The organism is Rothia mucilaginosa (assembly GCF_001061665.1).
GTDB lineage: Bacteria > Actinomycetota > Actinomycetes > Actinomycetales > Micrococcaceae > Rothia > Rothia mucilaginosa_A.
The window spans coordinates 149,417-170,115 of the sequence record NZ_JVSP01000006.1; the positions used below are offsets into that span (position 1 = coordinate 149,417).

At 61.8% G+C, this 20,699-nt stretch carries 14 protein-coding genes; 12 read left to right on the forward strand and 2 right to left on the reverse strand.

The features are described from left to right. The first annotated feature begins 62 nt into the window (after positions 1 to 62). The 12 genes from ADJ95_RS04255 to ADJ95_RS04310 all read left to right on the forward strand — a co-directional run bounded on the left by ADJ95_RS04255 (position 63) and on the right by ADJ95_RS04310 (position 19,233). Complete coding sequence (locus tag ADJ95_RS04255; RefSeq protein WP_049332907.1) at positions 63 to 2,423, forward strand: fibrinogen-like YCDxxxxGGGW domain-containing protein; 2,361 nt, start codon at positions 63 to 65, stop codon at positions 2,421 to 2,423. Between the two features lie 431 nt (positions 2,424 to 2,854). Continuing rightward, entirely contained in the window at positions 2,855 to 5,332 is a 2,478-nt protein-coding gene (locus ADJ95_RS04260; protein ID WP_049332910.1) for a fibrinogen-like YCDxxxxGGGW domain-containing protein, read from the forward strand. A gap of 347 nt (positions 5,333 to 5,679) precedes the next feature. Next, positions 5,680 to 6,537, forward strand: a complete 858-nt coding sequence (locus ADJ95_RS04265) for an IMS domain-containing protein (protein WP_049332912.1) — start codon at positions 5,680 to 5,682, stop codon at positions 6,535 to 6,537. A 110-nt stretch (positions 6,538 to 6,647) separates the two neighbouring features. Next, positions 6,648 to 10,112, forward strand: coding sequence for a fibrinogen-like YCDxxxxGGGW domain-containing protein (locus ADJ95_RS04270; RefSeq protein ID WP_049332914.1), 3,465 nt, complete (start codon positions 6,648 to 6,650; stop codon positions 10,110 to 10,112). A 481-nt stretch (positions 10,113 to 10,593) separates the two neighbouring features. Then, positions 10,594 to 11,382, forward strand: coding sequence for a CDP-alcohol phosphatidyltransferase family protein (locus tag ADJ95_RS04275; RefSeq protein WP_049332915.1), 789 nt, complete (start codon positions 10,594 to 10,596; stop codon positions 11,380 to 11,382). A 12-nt stretch (positions 11,383 to 11,394) separates the two neighbouring features. Beyond that, positions 11,395 to 12,345 (forward strand): glycosyltransferase family 2 protein, encoded by a 951-nt coding sequence (locus ADJ95_RS04280; protein ID WP_049332917.1) that lies wholly within the window; start codon positions 11,395 to 11,397, stop codon positions 12,343 to 12,345. Between the two features lie 18 nt (positions 12,346 to 12,363). Beyond that, entirely contained in the window at positions 12,364 to 13,710 is a 1,347-nt protein-coding gene (locus ADJ95_RS04285; protein ID WP_049332919.1) for an O-antigen ligase family protein, read from the forward strand. Next, complete coding sequence (locus ADJ95_RS04290; protein ID WP_049332922.1) at positions 13,707 to 15,581, forward strand: oligosaccharide flippase family protein; 1,875 nt, start codon at positions 13,707 to 13,709, stop codon at positions 15,579 to 15,581. The genes ADJ95_RS04285 and ADJ95_RS04290 overlap by 4 nt, the downstream gene beginning before the upstream one ends. Before the next feature lie 54 nt (positions 15,582 to 15,635). Beyond that, positions 15,636 to 16,868: a chain-length determining protein gene (locus tag ADJ95_RS04295; protein WP_049332924.1), complete on the forward strand. Its 1,233-nt coding sequence runs from the start codon at positions 15,636 to 15,638 to the stop codon at positions 16,866 to 16,868. A gap of 123 nt (positions 16,869 to 16,991) precedes the next feature. Next, on the forward strand, positions 16,992 to 17,471 hold the full coding sequence (gene pssD / locus ADJ95_RS04300; RefSeq protein WP_049332927.1) for a PssD/Cps14F family polysaccharide biosynthesis glycosyltransferase: 480 nt from the start codon (positions 16,992 to 16,994) through the stop codon (positions 17,469 to 17,471). Positions 17,472 to 17,749: 278 nt separating this feature from the next. Beyond that, a complete protein-coding gene (locus ADJ95_RS04305) occupies positions 17,750 to 18,460 on the forward strand; it encodes a glycosyltransferase (RefSeq protein WP_049332929.1) in 711 nt (236 codons plus the stop codon). Positions 18,461 to 18,735: 275 nt separating this feature from the next. Continuing rightward, positions 18,736 to 19,233, forward strand: coding sequence for a DUF2505 domain-containing protein (locus ADJ95_RS04310; RefSeq protein WP_049332932.1), 498 nt, complete (start codon positions 18,736 to 18,738; stop codon positions 19,231 to 19,233). Positions 19,234 to 19,365: 132 nt separating this feature from the next. Here the strand turns inward: ADJ95_RS04310 and ADJ95_RS04315 are convergent, their stop codons facing one another. Continuing rightward, a complete protein-coding gene (locus tag ADJ95_RS04315; protein ID WP_049332934.1) occupies positions 19,366 to 19,863 on the reverse strand; it encodes an adenylyltransferase/cytidyltransferase family protein in 498 nt (165 codons plus the stop codon). A gap of 287 nt (positions 19,864 to 20,150) precedes the next feature. Next, positions 20,151 to 20,621: a Fe-S cluster assembly sulfur transfer protein SufU gene (sufU, locus tag ADJ95_RS04320; protein WP_049332936.1), complete on the reverse strand. Its 471-nt coding sequence runs from the start codon at positions 20,619 to 20,621 to the stop codon at positions 20,151 to 20,153. Positions 20,622 to 20,699: the final 78 nt, after the last annotated feature.

Sequence of the window (20,699 nt, forward strand, 5' to 3'; positions counted from 1 at the left end):
AGGTCTCAATATCACCGTTTCTTTCGATGTTTCTTCCGGAACGTCGCATCAGAAAGACACATATGACAACCACATACACACAGCGTCCCGACGCCGCGCCCCGCAAGCGGGCGGCGAAAAAGTGGGCCGCATTCGCACTCGCTATGGGTACCGCGTTTGCCGCGGCACCTTTGATTCCCTCTACGCCCGCCTCCGCCGCGATCGGAACCCACGATGGCTCCAGCAGCGATAAGGCGGCTGCTTCATGTTACGAGGTCAAGCAGGTCAACCCCTCGGCCTCTTCTGGCACCTACTGGCTGTACACCCCGGCCATGAGCGGTCCCGCGCAGTTCTACTGCGATCAGGAGACCGACGGCGGCGGCTGGGTCATGGTTGGCCGCGGCCGAGAGGGCTGGACCGAGTCCTACAACGGCACGGGCGACCCGAACCAGCTGCACCAGAACCCGACCGGACCGGCCGCGTTCACCCCGGTCCAGCTCTCGGGCACCACCGTGGATGCCCTGCTGAACGGTATTAAGCCGCAGGACCTCCCCGACGGCATGCGCCTGCACCGTGCGCACAACGCGAAGGGCACCCAGTGGCAGGACGTGTACGTTCAGCGCCCCCAGACGGATCAGTGGACCTGGGCCATGAGCTACGCCCAGCGCTGGGGTACCGTGCGCTTCTCGGGCGCGGGTATTAACCGCACCGCCCACATGGGTCTTTTCGCCTCGCAGATGGCGCCGGGCATCACGACCAGCTCCGTGAAGTTCTTCGCGAACCCGAACCAGGGTTACCAGATTGGTTTTGCGTACGGTGCGCTGGTGAACTTCGGTAGCGAAAACCCGGATTCGTACATCTACCAGAAGCGCGGTTCGGCCGGTTACTCCATCCCCTTCACCCAGGTGTTCTTGCGCCCGAAGCTGACGCAGAACGACCTGCATTTCTCCTCGATCGGTTCGGGTTCCGCGGCAAGCAACCGTCGCGCCCTGCCCAATAGCTACACGATGCCCGTGCGTTGGCGTACGAGCGAGCAGACCGGTACCGGCAAGAAGAACGAGATGAACACCTACGTTCAGGCCATCACCCAGGTGGGCGATACGGTCTTCACCGGCGGCGACTTCAAGTACGTCGAGTCGGCCGGTGGCGAGCGCGTGAACCAGTCCTTCCTGGCCGGTTACAACGTGGATTCGGGCGAGCTGGTTCGTTCCTTCCGCCCGACCTTCAACGGTCAGATTAAGGCGCTTGAGGCCCTGCCGAATAACCGCCTGGCGGTTGGTGGCGAGTTCACCGAGGTCAACGGTGAGAAGGTCAACCACTTCGTGATTCTGGATGCGACCACAGGCCAGATTGACCGTACCTGGGATATTCAGGTGCAGCGCCGTAACGGCGATGCGGCTCAGGTGAAGACCCTGCTGGTGCAGGACGGTTACCTCTACATCGGCGGTAACTTCACCCACGTGAAGGGCAATACTTCTAAGGCGTACGCGTACGCACGCGGTGCGGCCCGCATCAAGCTCTCCAACGGTGCGGCGGACTGGAATTGGCGCCCGAACTTCAACGGCACGGTCAATGGCATTACCGCCGCTTCCGATAATTCGACGGTTCACGCCGCCGGTTACTTTACCGAGCTGAACAATCAGCGCGCTTTCCGTCTGGCCGCGCTGAAGGGCTCCGACGCTTCGAACATTAAGTGGGAGTGGGAACCTTCGCTGAAGCTGAACATTACTGACCGCATTGTGTACGCGTTCCAGTTCGATGTTCAGGATGCCGGCTCGACCGTGTGGACCGGCGGTGCCGACCACCTGATCGCTAACTACTCGAAGAACGGTTACGGCCGTATTTCTTCGTCCATCTCTAAGTACGGTGGCGACTGGCAGGACCTGCACCTGAGCGGTAACACGATTTACGGTGCTTGCCACTGCGGCGACGTTCTCTTCGAGGGCTCGACCGGCTACCACACGTACTGGAAGGAATCGAAGGCCGTTCACCGCATGCGTCTGGTGGCCGCTTTCGATAAGGACAGCGGCGAGGTCATCGGCGAGTTCAGCCCGGTGCTCAAGGGCGCCAGCGGCTACGGCGTGTGGGAGTCCTTCGTGGATTCGCGCGGCAACCTGTGGGTGGGCGGCGACATTAACCGCTCGCTGGGTGCTAACGGTGAGCAGCGTACCGTGGGCTTCGCCCGCTTCGCGGCTCGCGACGTGACTCCCCCGGCTACTCCCTCGAACCTTTCGGCCCGTCGAGATGGTTCGACCGATAAGCTCTCGTGGTCCGGCGTTCGTGAGGGCGGCGTGCGCTACCAGGTGTTGCGCGATGACCGCGTGATTGCCACGGTGAGCGGCACCAGCTACGAGGTGGAGCACACCGACGGCGCCCGCTACTACGTGCGCGCAATCGATGGTTCCGAGAATTACTCGGCCTCTACGGGTGCGGTTCAGGCCTAGCACCCCCGTCGCGGGCTGAATGAGCCCGCGTCTTTCCCGGCTGTCGCCTGCGAGAGGTTCCCCGCGGAACTCTCGCAGGCGGCGGCGCACCCGGGGTATCGCTACCCCCCTGGTTTTGGTTCTTTCCGAGCTTGACGCGGCCCGCAGGGTTCGCATCGGCGGTCAGATCCGTTCCGCATCTTCTTGGCGGCCGATCCGGCGACGTCAGGTGATGCGGTTGAACGCGTTCAGGGGCAGCCGGCGGGTCACCCGCCGACAGGTTCTGAACGTATTCATTCAATTTCCGATAACTACACTCACTGATTCCGATGGTGGACACGCTGTTAGCTCGGGTTGAGCGGCTTTCTTTAAGGCGCTCGCAGCACCGATGCGCAAGAGAGCCGAGCATGAGAAACGCGCCCGCTACCGGTTGAGGTCTCTGAGGAGAGACAATGAATTTTCTTCCGTTGATGCGTCGGGGGCGTTCTCGTTCCCTGACCTCCGGCGGCGACGCCGTTCCCCCCAGTTCTGACGTAGCGTCCCGTTCGAGGTCCCGGGCTTGGGGCGCCGCGGTGGCTTCCGCCGCGATGGTGGTTGCTTCGCTGGGCCCGATTGCTTCGGGTGCGCAGGCCGCCGATGCCGGCTACTATGATGGTTCCTCGAGCGAGCGAGCCGCGGCCAGCTGCTGGGAGGTTAAGCAGAACAAGTCGAACGCCAAGAGCGGCGCATACTGGCTGTACACCCCGCAGATGAGTGCCCCGGAGCAGTTCTACTGCGATCAGGAGACCGACGGCGGCGGCTGGGTCATGATTGGTCGAGGCCGTGAGAGCTGGACCGAGAACTACAACGGTCGCGGCGATGCCAAGCAGCTGTACCAGAACCCCACCGGTTTTGACGCGGTGCAGTTGCCGGGTCAGACGGTGAACGCGCTGCTGAACGGTACCCGTCCGCAGGATCTGCCCGACGGCGTGCGCTTCCACCGCGCCATGAACGTGAACGGTACCGCGTGGCAGGATTTCAAGGCGACGCGTGCCGCAAGCACCGAGTGGTCCTGGACCTTCCGCGCGACGATGTACTGGTCGAACATTTCGATTACCCATCCGCGACAGTACCGTGGCTACAACTACTACAGTCAGGATAAGACTGAGGGCAATATCTTCCGTTACGGCTATTCGGACGATTACCGTTCCCTGTACTTCGCGGAGAAGCCCTCGCAGGGTTACAAGCTGGGCTTTACCTACGGCCCGAACGCTAGGATTACGGGTTGGTTCCAGAATTACCTGCTGAACAGGACTTCTTCGTATATCTACCGTCCGGCGAACGACCATTCCACGCCCCTGGTCTTTACCCAGATTTTCCTGCGCCCGAAGCTGACGCAGAACGATCTGGCGGCTAAGGGTCTGCACGACTACGGCCAGCAGGGTGCCGAGGCAAGCAACCGCCGCGCACTACCCAATAGCTACTCCGAGAAGTGGAAGTGGCGTACGAGTAAGACGACCGGTACCGGCAAGAACGGTGAGATGAACACCCAGGTGGAGGCCATTACCGAGGTGGGCGGCGCGGTCTTCACCGGCGGCGACTTTGCCTACGTCGAATCGGCTAGCGGCGAGAAGGTCGACCAGGCTTTCCTCGCGGCTTACGAGGTGGGTACCGGCGAGTTGCGCCGTTCCTTCCGCCCGAGCATCAACGGTCAGGTGAAGTCGGTTGAGGCGCTTCCGAACGGCCTGTTGGCTGTGGGCGGCACCTTCGACACGGTGAACGGTGAGAACCACAACGGCTTCGTGCTGCTGGATCCGAAGACCGGTCAGGTGGCGAAGCAGTGGGATATTCACGTTCAGAGCCGCATCTCTTCCCTGCCGGTGCAGGTGAAGACCCTGCACGTCCGCGACGGGTACCTGTACCTCGGTGGCTCCTTCACGCACCTGAAGGGTAACACCTCCCCCACGTACGCCTACTCCAGGAACCTGGCCCGCATCAAACTGAGCAACGGCGAGGTGGACTGGAACTGGCGTCCGGTCTTCAACGGCACGGTGAACGGTGTGAACGCTTCCGAGGGCAACAGCCACGTGTACGTGGCCGGCTATTTTACGCAGCTTAACGGCGGTGAGGCTTTCCGCATCGCCAACATCACCAATCCCCGCCAGAGCGGCGGCGACTGGACCCACGAGCCCTCGTACGTTCCTTCCAGCGCCCAGACCTGGGATCTGAAGAACGAGCGTAGGATGTGGGGCTTCCAGTTCGACGTTCAGGACGCCGGCTCCTCCGTCTGGCTGGGCGGTACCGAGCACATGATTAGCCGCTACGATAAGTCGAGCATGCAGCGTACCTACAGCGCGATTACTCGCGAGGGTGGCGACTTCCAGGATCTGCACCTGAGCGGTAAGACTATCTACGGTGCCTGCCACTGCGGTGACTTCATCTACCAGGGCGCAACCAAGATTGATGCGGAGTGGAAGAACGCCACGGATGCCCAGACGATTCGTCTGGTCGCGGCCTTCGATAAGGACACCGGCCAGGTGCTGCCGGAGTGGGCCCCGATTATGAACGGCGCGCACGGCTACGGCGTGTGGGAGTCCTTCGTGGATTCGACCGGTACCCTGTGGGTCGGCGGCGACATCAGCAAGTCTCTGGGTGCTAACGGCGTGCAGGAAACCGTGGGCTTCGCTCGCTACGCTGCTCGCGACGTGACTCCCCCGGAGACCCCGCAGAACCTGCAGGTGAAGCATAACGGTGCGAAGGATCAGCTGAGCTGGTCCGCCGTGCCGGAGAAGCGAGTGACCTACCAGGTGTTGCGCGATGACCGTCCGATTGCGACGGTGACGGACACGCACTACTCGGTTGATCATCGCGATGGCGCCAAGTATTACGTGCGTGCGGTGGATACCTCGGGCAATTATTCCGCGAGTACCCAGGCCGTGCGGGCAGCATAACCCCTTTTCAGAGCGGATATCGAGTAATATAACGTTTAATTCAACGTGATATTCGCCCTAATGCCCCGGGTTAGTTATACAACTCACCCGGGGCATTTTGCACATAGTGTATGCATTTCCCTCGGATGCATCATAGTTTTCTCACCTAAAGATATACATTTCCTTCATATGCAGGTTTATGCCCAGCAATACCTGTTCTTTATTCTCAAATGTTATGAAAATGCAATCTTTAAAGTCCGGGTATTTTCCCAGCTTGGCGTGATAGCCTTTAGGGGCCGATCCTTCGGGCGCGGTATTATCCTTCCGGAATATTGACCGTCTCACTCCAACCACCTAAGAGGCTTCCCATGTCCAACCTTTTCTCTGCGGGTTCTTCAAAAGCCCGTCGCCTCGGCGCTCTGAGCACCCTCGCGGTGTCTGCGCTTCTGCTCAGCGCCTGCGCTTCCGAGAACTCCACCGCGCAGAGCTCTTCGTCGGCCACGCCCTCGGCGAGCGCTTCCACCAGCGCCTCCGCAGCTTCGTCTTCCTCGGCTACCGACGCGCAGGCTTCGGCCTCGTCCAGCCGCATCCCCGATCAGGGTTCCTCGGAGGCTAACCCCTCCGCAAGCACTGAGGCCACCTCCTCTGACGGCCAGAAGCTGGAGGAGATTTACACCGGCTCTGAAGACATGAAGAAGGCCTCTCCGGTGCCCACCGATAATGCCGAGGTCAAGAAGACCACCGAGCTCGTAAACTCCTACGAGGACATCCTCTCCAAGGTTAAGCCGGCTCCCTCCGCCGCGGCTTCGCAGGAGGCAACTAGCGAGCCCACCAGCGATGAAGACGCTCAGGCGCAGAACACGGAGAAGGCTCGCGCGGTCCTCGATGAGGACACGATTCGTGCCATCGAAAACATTGCCGTGGATTCCGCCGCCTCCGAGTTTGCGGTGCAGGCCTCCGAATACGCTTTGGCCGGTTGGCACTATGAGGGTTCCTCCACCGTGGTGGGCACGCCCCGCATGGCCGATACCGAGTACAAGGGTCAGCCCGCACGCCTGCTGGAAGTGTGCATGGACTCTTCCTCGGTCAAGATTTACGATGAGAACAATCAGCCCGTCAAGGATGATAGTTCTCCCAAGCGTTCACTCAATATCTATACCCTCGTTCAGGTTAACGGTCAGTGGAAGATTGCAACCCACGATTTCCCGAATAACCCTGATTGCTAGGGACTAATTGAGGTGCCGGTCTGCGCGGTTTTAGCTCAGGCCGGTCTCACCCACAACGCATTAATGATGCTGCGTTTTCGTACAATTTTTGGCATTCACCTGGAGATATTATGAAAGCCCTTTTTGGGATAGCGGGGTCCGGTTTTTCTCGTTCCGCAATAACTCGTTCGACTCTGTGCCTCAGCATTGCAACCGCGCTGGCAATGCCCGCCGCTCTTCCCACACTGACACCGGGTGCCGCGGTCGAGAAGACCGCCGAGCAGACGAACGTTCAGAAAAATTCGTCCTTCTACAACGGCACCACCTCCGAGCGTGCCGCTGCCAGCTGTTGGGAGGCTAAGCAGGCCAACCCCGAGGCAAAGAGCGGCGCCTACTGGCTGTACACCCCGGCCATGAGCGCACCGACCCAGTTCTACTGCGATCAGGAGACCGACGGTGGCGGCTGGGTCAAGATTGCTGAGGGCCGCGACGGCTGGACCGAAGGCTACGAGGGTCAGGGCGACCCGGCTCAGCTGTATAGCTCCGCGGCGCCCGCATCCTCCGGCCTGACGCTCAACCAGGATCAGGTTCGTCCCTACTCTTCGCTGCCCGCGGCCACGACCCCGGTGCAGCTTTCGGGCACCACCATTAGCGAGCTGCTCAACGGCACCTCTCCGCAGGATCTCACCGATGGTTACCGCTTCCGCCGCGTGCTGAACACCTCCGGCACCAAGTGGCAGGAGGTAACCGTGCAGCGCCGTCAGACCTCCGAGTGGACCTGGGCCCTGCGTGCCGACGCTATCTGGTCCAACGCCGTGGTCCAGAACCCCGACGAGTTCTCCGCGTATAACGAGAACGGTCGCCGCGATTGGGCCGACGGCACCTGGCAGGATCACCTGTTGCGCGGACAGGATAACGGTTTCAAGGCTCTGCTCTTTGAGGAGATGCCCAAGCAGGATTACCGCATTGGCTTCCGCTACGGTAAGAATTCCCCCATCTCTCAGGACGGTTCCGAACCCTCCATGAGCGATTCGCGCAACTCCTACATCTACACCAAAGAGGGTACGACCCAGAGCGCTTTGGGCTACACCCAGATGTTCCTGCGCCCCAAGCTGACCCAGAGCGACCTGAAGCTGACCCAAATTGGCGTGAAGGGTACCGAGGCCAGCCAGCGTCGTAAGCTGCCCAATAGCCGTTCGGCTACCTGGCGCTGGCGCACGAGTTCCGCGACTTCCAGCGGCAAGACCGACGAGATGCACACCTACGTTGAGGCCATCACCGAGGTCAAGCACGACGAGAACTCCTCCACCGTGTTCATCGGCGGTGATTTCAAGTACCTGGAGTCTTCCAGGGGCGAGGTCGTGAACCAGTCCAACATCGCGGGCTTCGATCCGAAGACCGGCGAGCTGCGCCGTGACTTCCACCTGACGCTCAACGGCCAGGTCAAGGCGGTTGAGGCCCTGCCGAATAACCGTCTGGCAATCGGCGGCTACTTCACCACGGTAAACGGCCGCCCCTTCTCGGGTTTCGTGGTCGTGGACGCCTCCACCGGTGAGGTTGCCCCCGAGTGGGAAAACGTGAGCATCTCCAACCGCATTAAGGGCAATGAGCTCGTGGTGAAGACCATTCACCGCCAAGGCGACTACGTGTACATCGGTGGCTCCTTCACCCACGTCAAGGAGAGCGATAACTCGGGCGTCGCATACTCCCGCAATATCGCGCGCTTTAAGTTGGGCGCCCCCTCCAATGGTGTGCCCGGTATCGTGAGCATCGACCGCGACTGGCGCCAGGTGTTTAACGGCACAGTGAACGGTATCAGCGCCTCCGAGGATAACTCGCACGTGTACGTGGCCGGTTACTTTACCTGGCTGAACGGCGCCCTGGCGTACCGCGTGGCAGATATTACCGAGAACCTCCAGAAGGGCGGTAACTGGGCTTACCAGAACTCCGAGATTCCCGCCGGTGCGAACGTGAACGACCTGCTGCACGAAACGAAGGTCTGGGGCTTCCAGTTCGACGTTCAAGACGCCGGATCCGGAGTCTGGGTTGGCGGTACGGAGCACCTCATCTCTCGCTACGACAAGAGCGATATGCGTCCTACCTACACCGCGATTACCCTTACAGGTGGCGACTTCCAGGATCTGCACCTGGATAAGGAGCGTAACACCCTCTACGGTGCTTGCCACTGCGGCGATTTCCTGTATCAGAATTCGCACACCAAGCGTGCGCCGCTCACCGAGTCCACCGTGATTCATTCGGTGAAGCTTGTGGCTGCCTTCGACCCGGAGACCGGTAAGATGCTGCCCGAATTCGCCCCCGCCATTAAGGGCGATCACGGCTTCGGCATCTGGGAGTCCTTCGTGGACTCCACCGGCACCCTGTGGGTCGGTGGCGATATTCACCGCACCCTGGGCGTCAACGGTGTCCAGAACACCGTTGGTTTTGCGCGTTTCGAGCAGCGTGACGTGACTCCGCCGGCTACGCCTCAGAACCTGAAGGTGGAGCTCAAGGACGATAAGGACGCTCTGACCTGGGATTCCGTGGCCGATAGCGGCACCGTGCGCTACCAGGTTCTGCGCGACGACCGTCCGATTGCTACCGTCTCGGGCACCTCCTACGAGGTGGAGCACCGCGATGGCGCGCACTACTTTGTGCGTGCCGTGGATGCCTCGAACAACTTCTCGGCTTCGACCGGAGTCCAGATTTCGCCCGTCCGCCCGACCCCCGAGGCCACCCCCTCGGAGAGCCCCATCGAGACTCCCACCGCCAGCCCTTCGGAGAGCCCGGCCGAGAGCCCCACCGCTAAGGCCACCGCCTCGGAGAGCCCCGCGGAGACTCCCACGGCAAGCCCCACGGTTGAGAACCCGAAGACCGAGGAGCCGCAGCCTGACCCGGCGCCCAAGGAGCAGGTTGTCCTGCCCTACGGCTCCACCTGGAATTACGTTGTATCCGATAGGACACCGAACCGCGCGAAGGCGTGGAAGTACAACTTCCACTTCTCTCTCGAGGATCTGGCCACCACCAGCTGGAACAAGGGCCGCGCCCCCATCGGCCTGGGCGCGGGCAACTTCAACACCCGCGTTCCGATTCGTTACAGCCGCGTGTACAACAACATCTACGCCTACACCACGATTAACCTCACCCGCGATCAGGCAAGCCGCGACCTGAAGCTGACCACCTACGCGGACGATGCCGTTGCGGTGGCGGTCAACGGTCAGGAAGTGGGTCGCGCAGGTTTCGGTACCAAGCTGCCCCTCTGGAACACCGCCGTTGCGACGCGCAGCGTGTCTGCCGAGCAGGCCCAGAAGACCCCGGTGACCTTCACGGTTCCGGCTTCTCAGCTGAAGGCGGGTACGAACCTCATCGCCGTTGAGGTGCACGGCGCTCGAGGCGGTTGGTTTACCCGCACGGGTGTCAGCTTCGATCTGCAGGCCATCGTCACCGCGGCCGCGCAGAACCAGGAAAAGCCTGCCGCCCAGAACAATGAGAACGGTGAGCGAGCCGCCACCGCTGAGAATGCTCAGCAGGGCCGTAGCGTCCGCACCGTGCGTGAGGGCGTGGGCACCCACGTTCCTCTTTCCGCACGCCGAGGCTAAGCACTCCGTCTAGCGCGGGGCACATTCTGCGGATTCCGCCATGGGGTTTGATTTTCCGAATGATTTCGGAAAATCAAACCCCATTTGTGCGAATAAAATACTTTTTCGTGTTCGTGAGAGTGAATTATTCTCAAATGATTAGAGGCATCTAATTATTTGAGCCCCAGCGATATACCGGGGGTGTTAGTCGCACTCCAGAACGGGATTCGTACCGCTCAAATAGACCGGCGCATATCCCTCTTCACACAAGGGAAAATACACCAAAGGGCTTAGTCAGTGAGTTTTAAGACATATTGCTAGACACCTATCCCGCGAGAAGGTTTCCGCTTTATCTCGTTGTAAAATATCGATATAGTGGTGTACTGAGAAAAGGAGCTAACCACTCATTTCTTAGGCGAGACTTCCGGACTTTCTCGCGCCCATCCCGAAAGGGAGTAATTCGCTCTCCTTCACTCCTCTCACCGATTCAAAGGAATTGTGCATGTCCACCTCCGAGGCACCTCACACCCCGAATTCAACCCCCTCATCGGGATTTGCCGCCACCTTCTCCAGCACCCTGCGTTCCCTGGAGGCCGCTCAAAAGCCCGGTATTGGCGTGCCCGCCTACACCCGCTGGGTCAACCGTCGCGTCGCCCGCTACTTTGCTGCCGCCGCCGTGGCCCTGGGCATCACTCCCAACGGAGTCACCGCCATCTCCGCCGCCTGCTCCGCAGCCGGTCTTATCGTGCTCATCGTCTGCCCGCCCTCCGTGGGTGTGGGCATCTGCGTAGCCCTGCTCTTCGCGCTCGGTTACGGCCTGGACTCCGCCGACGGCCAGGTAGCCCGCGTGACCGGCGCATCCTCCCCCGCCGGCGAATGGCTCGACCACGTGGTTGACTCGATTCGAGTGCCCTCCGTGCACATGGCCACCCTGCTCTCCTTCTTCCTGTACCCCGCGCACTACTCCTTCAGCGGGTCCCACGCCTTCAACGGCTGGCTCATCGCCATGCCCATGATTTTCACCGCTCTCACCGCGGGCCACTTCATGAGCCAGATTCTTGCCGAGCAGCTGCGCAATAACCGCAAGACCGCCGCTCCCCCGACCGGTGGCCCCCTGCGTTCCTTCGTCAACCTGCACATGGACGCCGGAACCCTCTGCTGGATTTACATCTTCCTCGGCTTTGGTCCGCTCTTCGTGGTCGTGTACGCCCTGCTGCTGCTCGCCAACGCCGCCACGATTCTGGTGTCTATGCGCCGCAAGTACGTCAGCCTGTCCACCCCCGCCGAGTAAGGAGAAAGACCAATGATGCACTTCACCTCTCGCAACCCCGCCGTCTCCGCAGTCATCGCGACCAACGGCAAGCGCCCCGAGCTGCTGCGCGTGGCCGTGCGCTCCATCCTGGACCAGAGCTACCGCGGCTTCGTCGAGGTCATCGTCGTGTTCGACCGCGTTGAGCCCGACCGCCTCGAAGACATCGAGGTCGGCGAAAACCGTGCCCTGAAGATCGTCTCCAACACCCGCACCGGCGGCCTGGCCGGCGGCCGCAACAGCGGCATCCTCGCCTCGACCGGCGCCATGATTGGCTTCTGTGACGATGACGACTACTGGATGCCTTCCAAGCTCACCCAGCAGGTTGCCCTCTGGCGCGAAAACCCCGAGGCCGCGGGTATCTCCTCGGGCATCACCGTGCGCTCCGGCGGCCAGGACATCGTGCGCCTGGCACCCGAGCGCGCAACCTTCGCGGATTTCCTGCGCTCTCGCATCACCGAGATTCACCCCTCCGCCATGCTGTACTCCCGCGAGGATCTGCTCGGTGTCGACGGTGAACCCGCCCGCATCGGCCTGGTCGATGAGGAACTGCCCGCCGCCTACGGCGAGGACTACGACCTGCTGCTGCGCGCGACCCGCACCGGCGATATCCTGAGCGTGCCCGAGCCGCTGATTCTGGTGCTCTGGGATCGTCCCTCCTTCTTCTCGGGCAAGTGGCAGTCCATGGTGGACGGGCTGACCTACATCCTGCGTAAGTTCCCCGAGTTCGAGCAGGATCCCAAGGGCCTTGCCCGCATTGCCGGTCAGGTCGCGTACGCTCAGGCGTCCCTGGGCAACAATAAGGAGGCGCGCGCCTACGCACGCGCCGCGCTGCGCCGCGACCCCAAGCAGCTACGAGCCTGGGCCGCCTACGTGGTCTCCACCGGCATTATTAAGCCCGCGACCCTGCTCGAGCTCGTCCAGAAGACTGGCCGAGGCCTCTAACCCGGATACCGCACAGACATGGTTACTTCATCCGTTCCCTCCTACCCGGGTGCCTCGCCACTCGCGCTGAAGGACTCCTCGACGGGGCTTCCCAGCGCGATTGCGCGCGCCCGGGTGCGGCTGCGTCCCGAGCCGGTCGCGCAGAAGAAGCTGCCGGCTTGGCCGCTCATGACGCTGCTCTACGGCTTCCCCGCGCTGTGGGCGCTGGGCGTCCTGCAGATCGCTCCGATTGTGCTGGCCGCCGTCATGCTCTTTTACCTCATCATCCGAGGTAATGTGCGGGTGCCCGGCCCGATGTGGGTGTGGGCCGCATTTAGCCTGTGGGTCGTGGTTGCGGCGCTCGCACTGACCCGTTCCACCGACATTATCGGCTGGGGTCTGCGCTTCGTGAACATCCTCAGCGCCGGAGTCTACGCCCTCTACTACTACAACGCTCGGTCTTCCATCAGCCTCAACAAGCTGCTGGGCGGCCTGGCGACCCTATGGGGCACGCTCATTGTGCTCGGTTACGGCGGCGTGTTCTTCCCCGACTTCCGTCTGCGCACCCCCATGAGCTTCATCATGCCCTCGGGCTTCATGCAGAACCCGCTCGTGCGCGACTACATGCTGCCTCCCCTGGCGGAGGTGCAGCGCCCCTGGGGTGCCCCCGAAGCGTATGTGCGCCCCTCCGCGCCTTTCCCCTACGCCAATAGTTGGGGTCTGGCCTACACGCTACTCACCCCGGTGATGCTCGCTTGCCTGTTGCGTCTGCGCTCCATCTGGACGCGTATCGCGCTGCTCATCGCGATGGCCCTCTCCACGGTCCCCGCGATTGCTACCAGTAACCGAGGCATGTTCATTGGCCTGGGCATCAGCGCCGCCTACGTGCTGCTACGTCAGTTCCTGGCCGCCAATTGGCGCGCCGTGGGTATCGGTGTTGCGGCGATTATGGCTGTGGTGGTGGCTCTCTTCGCCTCCGGTACTGTGGACCACATTCTGGGTCGACAGGATTACTCCGATTCGACGGGTGGACGTGCTGCCCTATACCGGGCCACGTGGAAGGCTACGCTCGAGTCCCCCATCATCGGTTATGGAACCCCTCGCATGGAGCCGAGCATCGGCGTGTCGATGGGTACCCAGGGCTACCTGTGGACCCTCATGTTCTGCTTCGGTTTTGTGGGTCTGGCGCTGTTCCTGCTCTTCATCTTGAGCACGGTGGTGGCGGGGGCGCGAGTGAAGACCGCAGCGGGGTACTGGCTGCACAGTCTGCCGGTGGCTAGTTGCGTCGTCTTCATCTTCTACAGCTTCGATATCGCGCAGTTGAGTATCCTGCTGCTCGCCTCGATGGCTTGCCTCCGCTCGATTCGGGAGGGTGAGGGCCTGTGACGAATCCCGCTGAGATAACCTCGGGAGGCGGGCACCCCCGCCGCCGGGCCCGCCTGCGTGAGGAGGCGGAAACCCAGGCCGAGGAGGTCGCGCTAGCCGAAGAGTACGGGTACGATTTCGCCCCCACCGTGGACGATATCCGTTCGGGTCGTTTCCCGGCCACTACGGCCCTGTCGATTGTGCCTCCCGCTCAGGGCTTCGCGCCTGCCGGGGACGATTCGGTTCTCCTCGGGTCCTCCCCCGCCGTTGCTTCGGCCGCATCCGCAGATGCGCGCCCGGGTGGTGCACATCGCGGCGGGCCTCGCCGCATGGTGCAGGAGGGCACCACAAGCGAGGCTACCCCCGCGAGCGCGGTTCAGACGGCAAAGCCGGCACAGGGCAAGAAGCAGCCCAGCCTCGCCAAGAGCGGTTCGCTAGCTTCGCTGTGCGTAATCTACGGTGCCGGCATCGCGTTCGTGACCACGATGGTGGTTTCCAACGGTATTGGCGCGGCGGGTTCGGGCGAGTTTTTCCGTCTTATGGCTCTCTTCGCCATCGCGATTTCGCTCGTGACCTTCGGTGCGGATACCGGTCTGGTGCGCACCATCTCGGCGCAGCGTGCCCTGGGGCGCTACGGGCTGCTCCCGCAGCTCATCCGCTACGGCCTCGTGCCCTCGCTGGTGACGTCGGTTTTCCTCGTTGTGGGCGTGTACGTGTACTCGTCCCTGGTGCCGATGGCTCCCGAGTATCAAGCGGCCATGCGCGTCAGTTCGGCCTTTGTACTGGTTGCGGCGCTCATGACGGTTTTCTTCGGGGCGTTGCGCGGTCTGCACCGCGTGGTGACCTTTACGATGCTCCAGAACGTGTTGCTGCCGACGCTGCGCTTTGGCGCGGTGGGACTGGTGGTGCTCTTCTCGGGTCAGCTGATGGACCTGGTGTATGCCTGGACCGTTCCGGTGGCGATTACCGCTATTGTGGCGTTGTGGCTGTTGGAGCGTGCCTTCCCGAATGAGGAACACGTGGAGGTCTTGCCTTCCGAGGATTCCCCGGAGGAGACTTTCCGTTCTTTCTGGAGCTTCAGCTCAGCCCGAGGCGTGGCCACCGTAGTCGAAACAATCCTGGAGTGGATTGACGTGCTGGTGGTGACGGCCTTCCTGGGTGCGGCCGCCGGCGGCGTCTACGGCGCGGTCAACCGTTGCGTCCGCGTGGGCACCATGATTGAGCACACCGGTCGCGTGGTGACCGGTCCGTCGATTAGCGCGGCGCTGGCGACCCGCCAGCTGGATCGAGCTCGGGATATCTTCCTGTCCACCACTCGTGTGCTGACGGCTCTGTCGTGGCCCTTCTACCTGTCCCTGGCGTTCTTCGGACCCGTGCTCTTGCATTTCTTCGGTAAGGGCTTCGAGTCCGGCGCGGGCATCCTCTGGGTAATTTGCCCGGCGGCGATGCTCTCGATGAGTGCCGGTGGCGTGCAGTCGGTGCTGCTAATGAGCGGTAAGAGCCGCTGGCAGCTGCTGAATAAGCTGTCCTCGCTGGTTGTGGCCGTGGTCCTGAACTTCACCCTGGTTCCCGTGTGGGGGCTGTACGGTGCGGTAACGGCCTGGTCTTCGGCTCTGCTCATCGATACGTTCCTGGCCAGCTATCAGGTGTTCCGCCTGGTGGGTATCCGCGCCTCGTGGCGTGAGATGGCTCCCTCGCTGTTCCTGGGGGCCGCGGTACCCACGGCGTGTGCGCTGGTGGCGCTGCTTCTGCTGGGGCAGAGCGTGCTGGGCGTGATTGTGTACGTGGTGCTTCTGGTGCCGGTGTACGGCGGTGTGCTCTTCCGCTTCCGCAAGGCGCTGGGCATCGAGCGATTCCTGTCGGCCCGCCGCGCGAAGTCCGCCGCCTCCTAATCTTCCAAACTTTCTCCGATATTAGTGTCCGTTTTCTCTTCCAAGGATGTCCTCATGGATAACACCTCTCACACTTCCTCGGTGACGCTGGGTAGCCAGGTTCGCCGTATTCTTCGTCATCCCGTGCTGATCCTGGTATCGGTCGTGGTGTTCGCCCTGGCCGGTGCAGCCTACGGCTACATGACCAACGGCAAGTACACCGCCAAGGCTTCCCTGGTGGTCTACCCGATGGTGGTGGACCCGGCCGGTACCGGTAGCGCCAACTCCGCCAAGGTCGACATTGCCACCGAGTCTCGCGTGGCTTCCTCTCGTGAGGTGGCTACCCAGGCTGCTAAGACCCTGATTAGCGAGGGCGATACTCTCTCCGAGGCGCAGCTGACCAGCCGCCTCATGAACTCCGTGAAGGTGACCGGCACCTCCCAGACCTCGGTGCTGGATATCGAGGTCACCCGCTCCAACCCGGACGACGCCGCACGTTACGCGAACGCGATGGCAAACTCTTACCTGCAGGTCCGTTCCGATGCGCTCAAGAGCAGCGTGGACTCGGCAACCAAGCAGCTGGATGAGCAGATTGCCGCCGCGGAGGGGGACGCGAACCGCAACGCTCTGGTATCCCAGCTGCAGGAGCGTCGCGCTCAGATTCAGCTGACTTCTACTACCGGTGGCCGCGTGATGAGCCAGGCTCAGGTTCCTTCTTCTTCCTCGGCTCTTGGCCCGGTGAAGCTGGGTATTGTCGGCGCCGTGGCGGGTCTGCTGATTGGCCTGGTTCTGGCGTACGGCCGCGACCGCATGATGCGCAACGTCGGCTACGCTGACCGCCTGCAGGATGCCGGTATCCCCGTGCACGAGCTGGGTTCGACCTCGGAGGCGAACGATGCCTTCATGCTGTTGCGCACTGTGGGTGCTCCCGATGGTGATATCAAGAGCGCCGGCGCCTCCGGCGTGGTGATTCTGCCGGGCACCGACCGCGGCGTGGAGCACCTGTACCAGATGCTGAAGCGCGTCCTGCCCAGCGAGTACGCACGCTTCACCGATTACGCTTCGGTACGCGAGGACCTGACCCGTTACACTCCCGAATCGATGGTGACCAAGAGCGAGGCTCCGCTGGTCATCAGCCTGAGCACCGCCACTCCCCTGTCCACCCAGTTGCGTTTCGTGCAGGCTGCCGGCTTGGCCCTGGTTCCGGTCACCGCAGCTACTTCGCTGAAGTCGGTGCGTGAGCTGTTCCAGCAGCTGGAGCAGTTGGAGGGCGTCACCTCCCTGGCGGTCTTCCTGGACCGCGAGTAGCGTCGGGGCGCACCCGCGCGGGTATTCACTCTATGGTGCGGGGCTCGGCGATTCGGGTTTGTCGAGCCCCGACCGCTCATCACATTTTTGTTTCTCCCTTTGTGGGGTATTAGGAGAATACTTATGACTGAGGCAACCTCCGCCCAGGCCCGGCCCAAACTCCTGTTGGTTTCCAGCAGCGGTGGCCATTTGAAGCACCTGACGGCTACCGCCGCCGCCTGGCAGGATTACGATCGCGTGTGGGTTAGCTTTAAGCAGCCCGACGTGGAATCCTCGCTGGCCGATGAGAAGACTTATTGGGCGTACTATCCGACGACGCGCAATATTAAGAATGCTATTCGCAACCTTTTCTTGGCGTTTCGAATTTTTCCGAAGGAACGTCCGGATGCGGTGGTTTCCGCCGGTGCGGGTGTCGCGGTCCCGTTCTTTATTGCGGCGAAGCTTTTCCGGGTAAAGACCCTGTACATCGAGTGTTTTGACCGCCCGACTCTGCCGACGATGACGGGTAAAATGCTGTACACCATTGCTGATCGCATCATTGTTCAGAGCGATGAACAGCAGAAGAATTTCCCCGATTCTCGCGTAATTCACCCCATTTTTTAAGAGTGATTAACCTATCCCGAAAATAATACCTTCCAGTGCATAGAGGGTATTATTTTCGGGGTATAGTATTTATTAAACATACAGATACATAAAGGTCGTGCGCTCCGCTGAGGACTCACCATCCACACGAACTAACCACTCGTCAGAGAAGCGTATGCGGGGATTACTCACCATTCTCTCCGGCACGACGCCACCACGTATATCCATACGATGCCCTCCGGATTTTTGCATCGGGTATGCGGGGTTACTACCGATAAATACATAGAGAGGAATAGGCGATGTCTATTCAGAACTTCCCCCAGGTCAGTGTCGATACCGCCAAGTTCGATCTGCCCGTATTTACCCCCGCTGTCGCACCGGTTCGCATCCCGACGAAGACGTACGATCTGGTGGTTTCTCTTGGCACCGACGTTCACACTTTTGACCGTCTTCTGCGCTGGGTCGAGGCTTACCTTGAGGCTCACCCGCAGGTCACCTGCCTCGTGCAGCATGGCCACACCGCGCCCATTAAGCACGCGGATAATCTGAAGCTTCTTCCCGCGGCCGAGCTGCTGGACTACTACGCCAACGCAAGCGTTGTGCTGGTTCAGGGCGGCCCCGGTTCCATCCAGGATGCGCGCCGCACCGGTGCCCTGCCCCTGGCCGTTCCGCGCCGCGCGGAGTTTGACGAGGTTGTCGATAACCATCAGGTCCCCTTCACCGCTCTGATGGAGAAGCGCGGCCACGCCGTTGTGGTGGAGAGCCGCGAGGACCTCTTCCACAAGCTGGATCTGGCGCTGTCGAACCCCTCTCTCTTCCGCACCGCCGAGCCCTACGTCTCCACTCCGGAAATCTCCGCGGCCCAGCTGGGTGAGGAGCTGAACGACCTGCTGGCCGGTAAGATTCACCGCCGCGATTCCTTCTGGGGCCGTTGCAAGCAGGCCGTCCGCGCGCACCGTGCGGGTAAGGCCGAGATGGCACGCATCGACGCCATGGCTCCCAGCGCCTAGCAAGCGCCCAGTACCGGCGCCTAGCAGCACGGGCTGAATATTTCGGTCCGCTCCCCTATTCGTGCAAGACGCCCCTGAGTCTTGCATCTTAGACCGGCACGCGAACCCCGGCCGAGAACGCGGTGACCTGCGGGTATAGGCCCGCCGCCGCTATCTGCCCACGGCGTATTCTCGACCGAATTCGCATCGTATTATTAGGTTGCGAAACCCCGCGCACCGTATCCTAGAGAGGAATGATGCGCGGGGTTTATCGCGCACTACGAAAGGAAAATTTCATGGCAGTTCAGGAATCGACCGTCATCAATGCTAGCGTCGACCAGGTCGTCGAGGCTTTCTCCAGCGAGGATTTCGCACGCTTCGTCTGCTCCGAGGTGGGCGTTGAGTTCGGTAGCTTCTCGGTCTCCGGTGACACCTCCGCCGAGTTCACCGCAACCACCGAGCGCACCATCCCGGCCGACCGCGTTCCGGATATCGCCCGCAAGTTCGTGGGCAACGGCGTCTCCATGACCCAGGTGGACAACGTGAGCGCCCCCGCGGCTGACGGTGCGCGCACCGTCGCAACCGAGGTGAAGGTCAACGGTATCCCCGTTTCGGCCAGCGCCACCCAGCACCTGATTCCCGAGGGCGACAAGACCCGTCTGGACGTCAACGGCGAGGTTTCCTGCTCCATCCCGCTGGTGGGCAAGAAGATTGCCGCCGCTGCCGAGCCGCAGGTTGGCCGCGTGCTGAAGGTTCTGGGCACCTCCGCCGAGAAGTGGATTGCTCAGCGCTAATCGTTTCAGCGCTAATCGTCCCCGCCCAGTAGGCCGGCGTACCGCTGGTCCTCACGAGGGTTAAAAAATCCCCGCCACCCGATTGGGTGGCGGGGATTTATGCGTCTTGGGGGTCACGAGAGCGGCAGGGTTTTAGGAGGCGATAATCGCCTCGGAGTACTCGCGGTCCCCCAGCAGCTCAGCGAAGCGGTGCATCTCCGCGCGCAGGTCGTGCTCGGCCTCGAGCAGGTCGACGACCTTGCGCAGCTTGGTGCTGGAGGTGTGCTCGGTGTAGGGGAAGTAGTGCACCTCCACGCCCACCTCGGCGAAGCGTTCCTCGAGGGCGAGGCCCTTCTCGGTGCCCTTCCAGTCGTCGCCCTTGAAGAAGACGTCAAAGGGCTTCTGCCTCCAGGTTTCGAGCTTGTCGGGGGTGGTTTCGATGTGCACTTCGTCCACGTAATCGATGTGGCTGACGATGGCGGCGCGCTCCTCGATAGGGATGACGGGGCGGCGGCCCTTGGTGACTTCGAGGACGTCGTCGTGCACGACGCCTGCGATCAGATAGTCGCAGTTCTCCTTGGCCTTGCGGAGAATCTCGAGGTGACCGTAGTGGAAGAGGTCGTAGGCACCTGCGGCGTAGCCAATAATCATGAGGGGTTCCTTGTGGTTGGTAGCGGCGATGGTCACTCCGGCGCCCCGAAGGAGTCGGAGGGTGAGGAACGCATCCGCCCCGTTCATGCGGGCGGGGCTGGTCCGAAAAAGGTTCCTCGCGGGGCGCTGGTTAGGCGAACCGCACCTATTATTTTACCAGTCATCTTTTCCCGCGGGGCTCGGATAAAACGCGGAATGAGGCGGACGCGCTGTAGCGTCCGCCTCATTCCGTCGCGATCATCTTTGAGCCGCCCAGCAAGGAGCTGGTGGGAGCCGCGCGGGCTGTGCTAGTCCTCCAGAGCGGCTTCCTTGGCGGCCTCCTCGACGGCTACCCAGGAGAGCATCGCGCACTTCACGCGAGCCACAAACTTCGAAACGCCCGCGAAGGCAGCCATATCGCCGTACTCCTCCTCGTCCAGGGTCACCTGGCCGCGGGAACGCAGCATCTCGCGGAACGCATCCACGTGGAGCTGCAGCTCGGAGAGGGTCATGCCCGGAGCCATATCCGAGAGCACGGAAGCAGCCGCCATCGAGATGGAGCAGCCGTCGCCCTCCCAGGAGACCGACTCAATGGTCTTCTCCCCGTCCTTCAGCTCGTCAGAGAGCACCACGCGCAGGTTGATCTCGTCGCCGCAGGTGGGGTTGTACTGGTGGTTATCAGCGCTCGCATGGCCGGCGGGAACCTCCACGAGGTGCTCGCCGATGCGCTCCTTAGAATGTTCCAGGATGATGTCCTGGTAGAGAGCTTCGAGAGACATTTTGGTCTTCTTCCGTGTGTTGAATCGTCTAGTGAGGATAACGCGGCCGCGCACGGCGGCCCGGGTATGCCCGCCGTG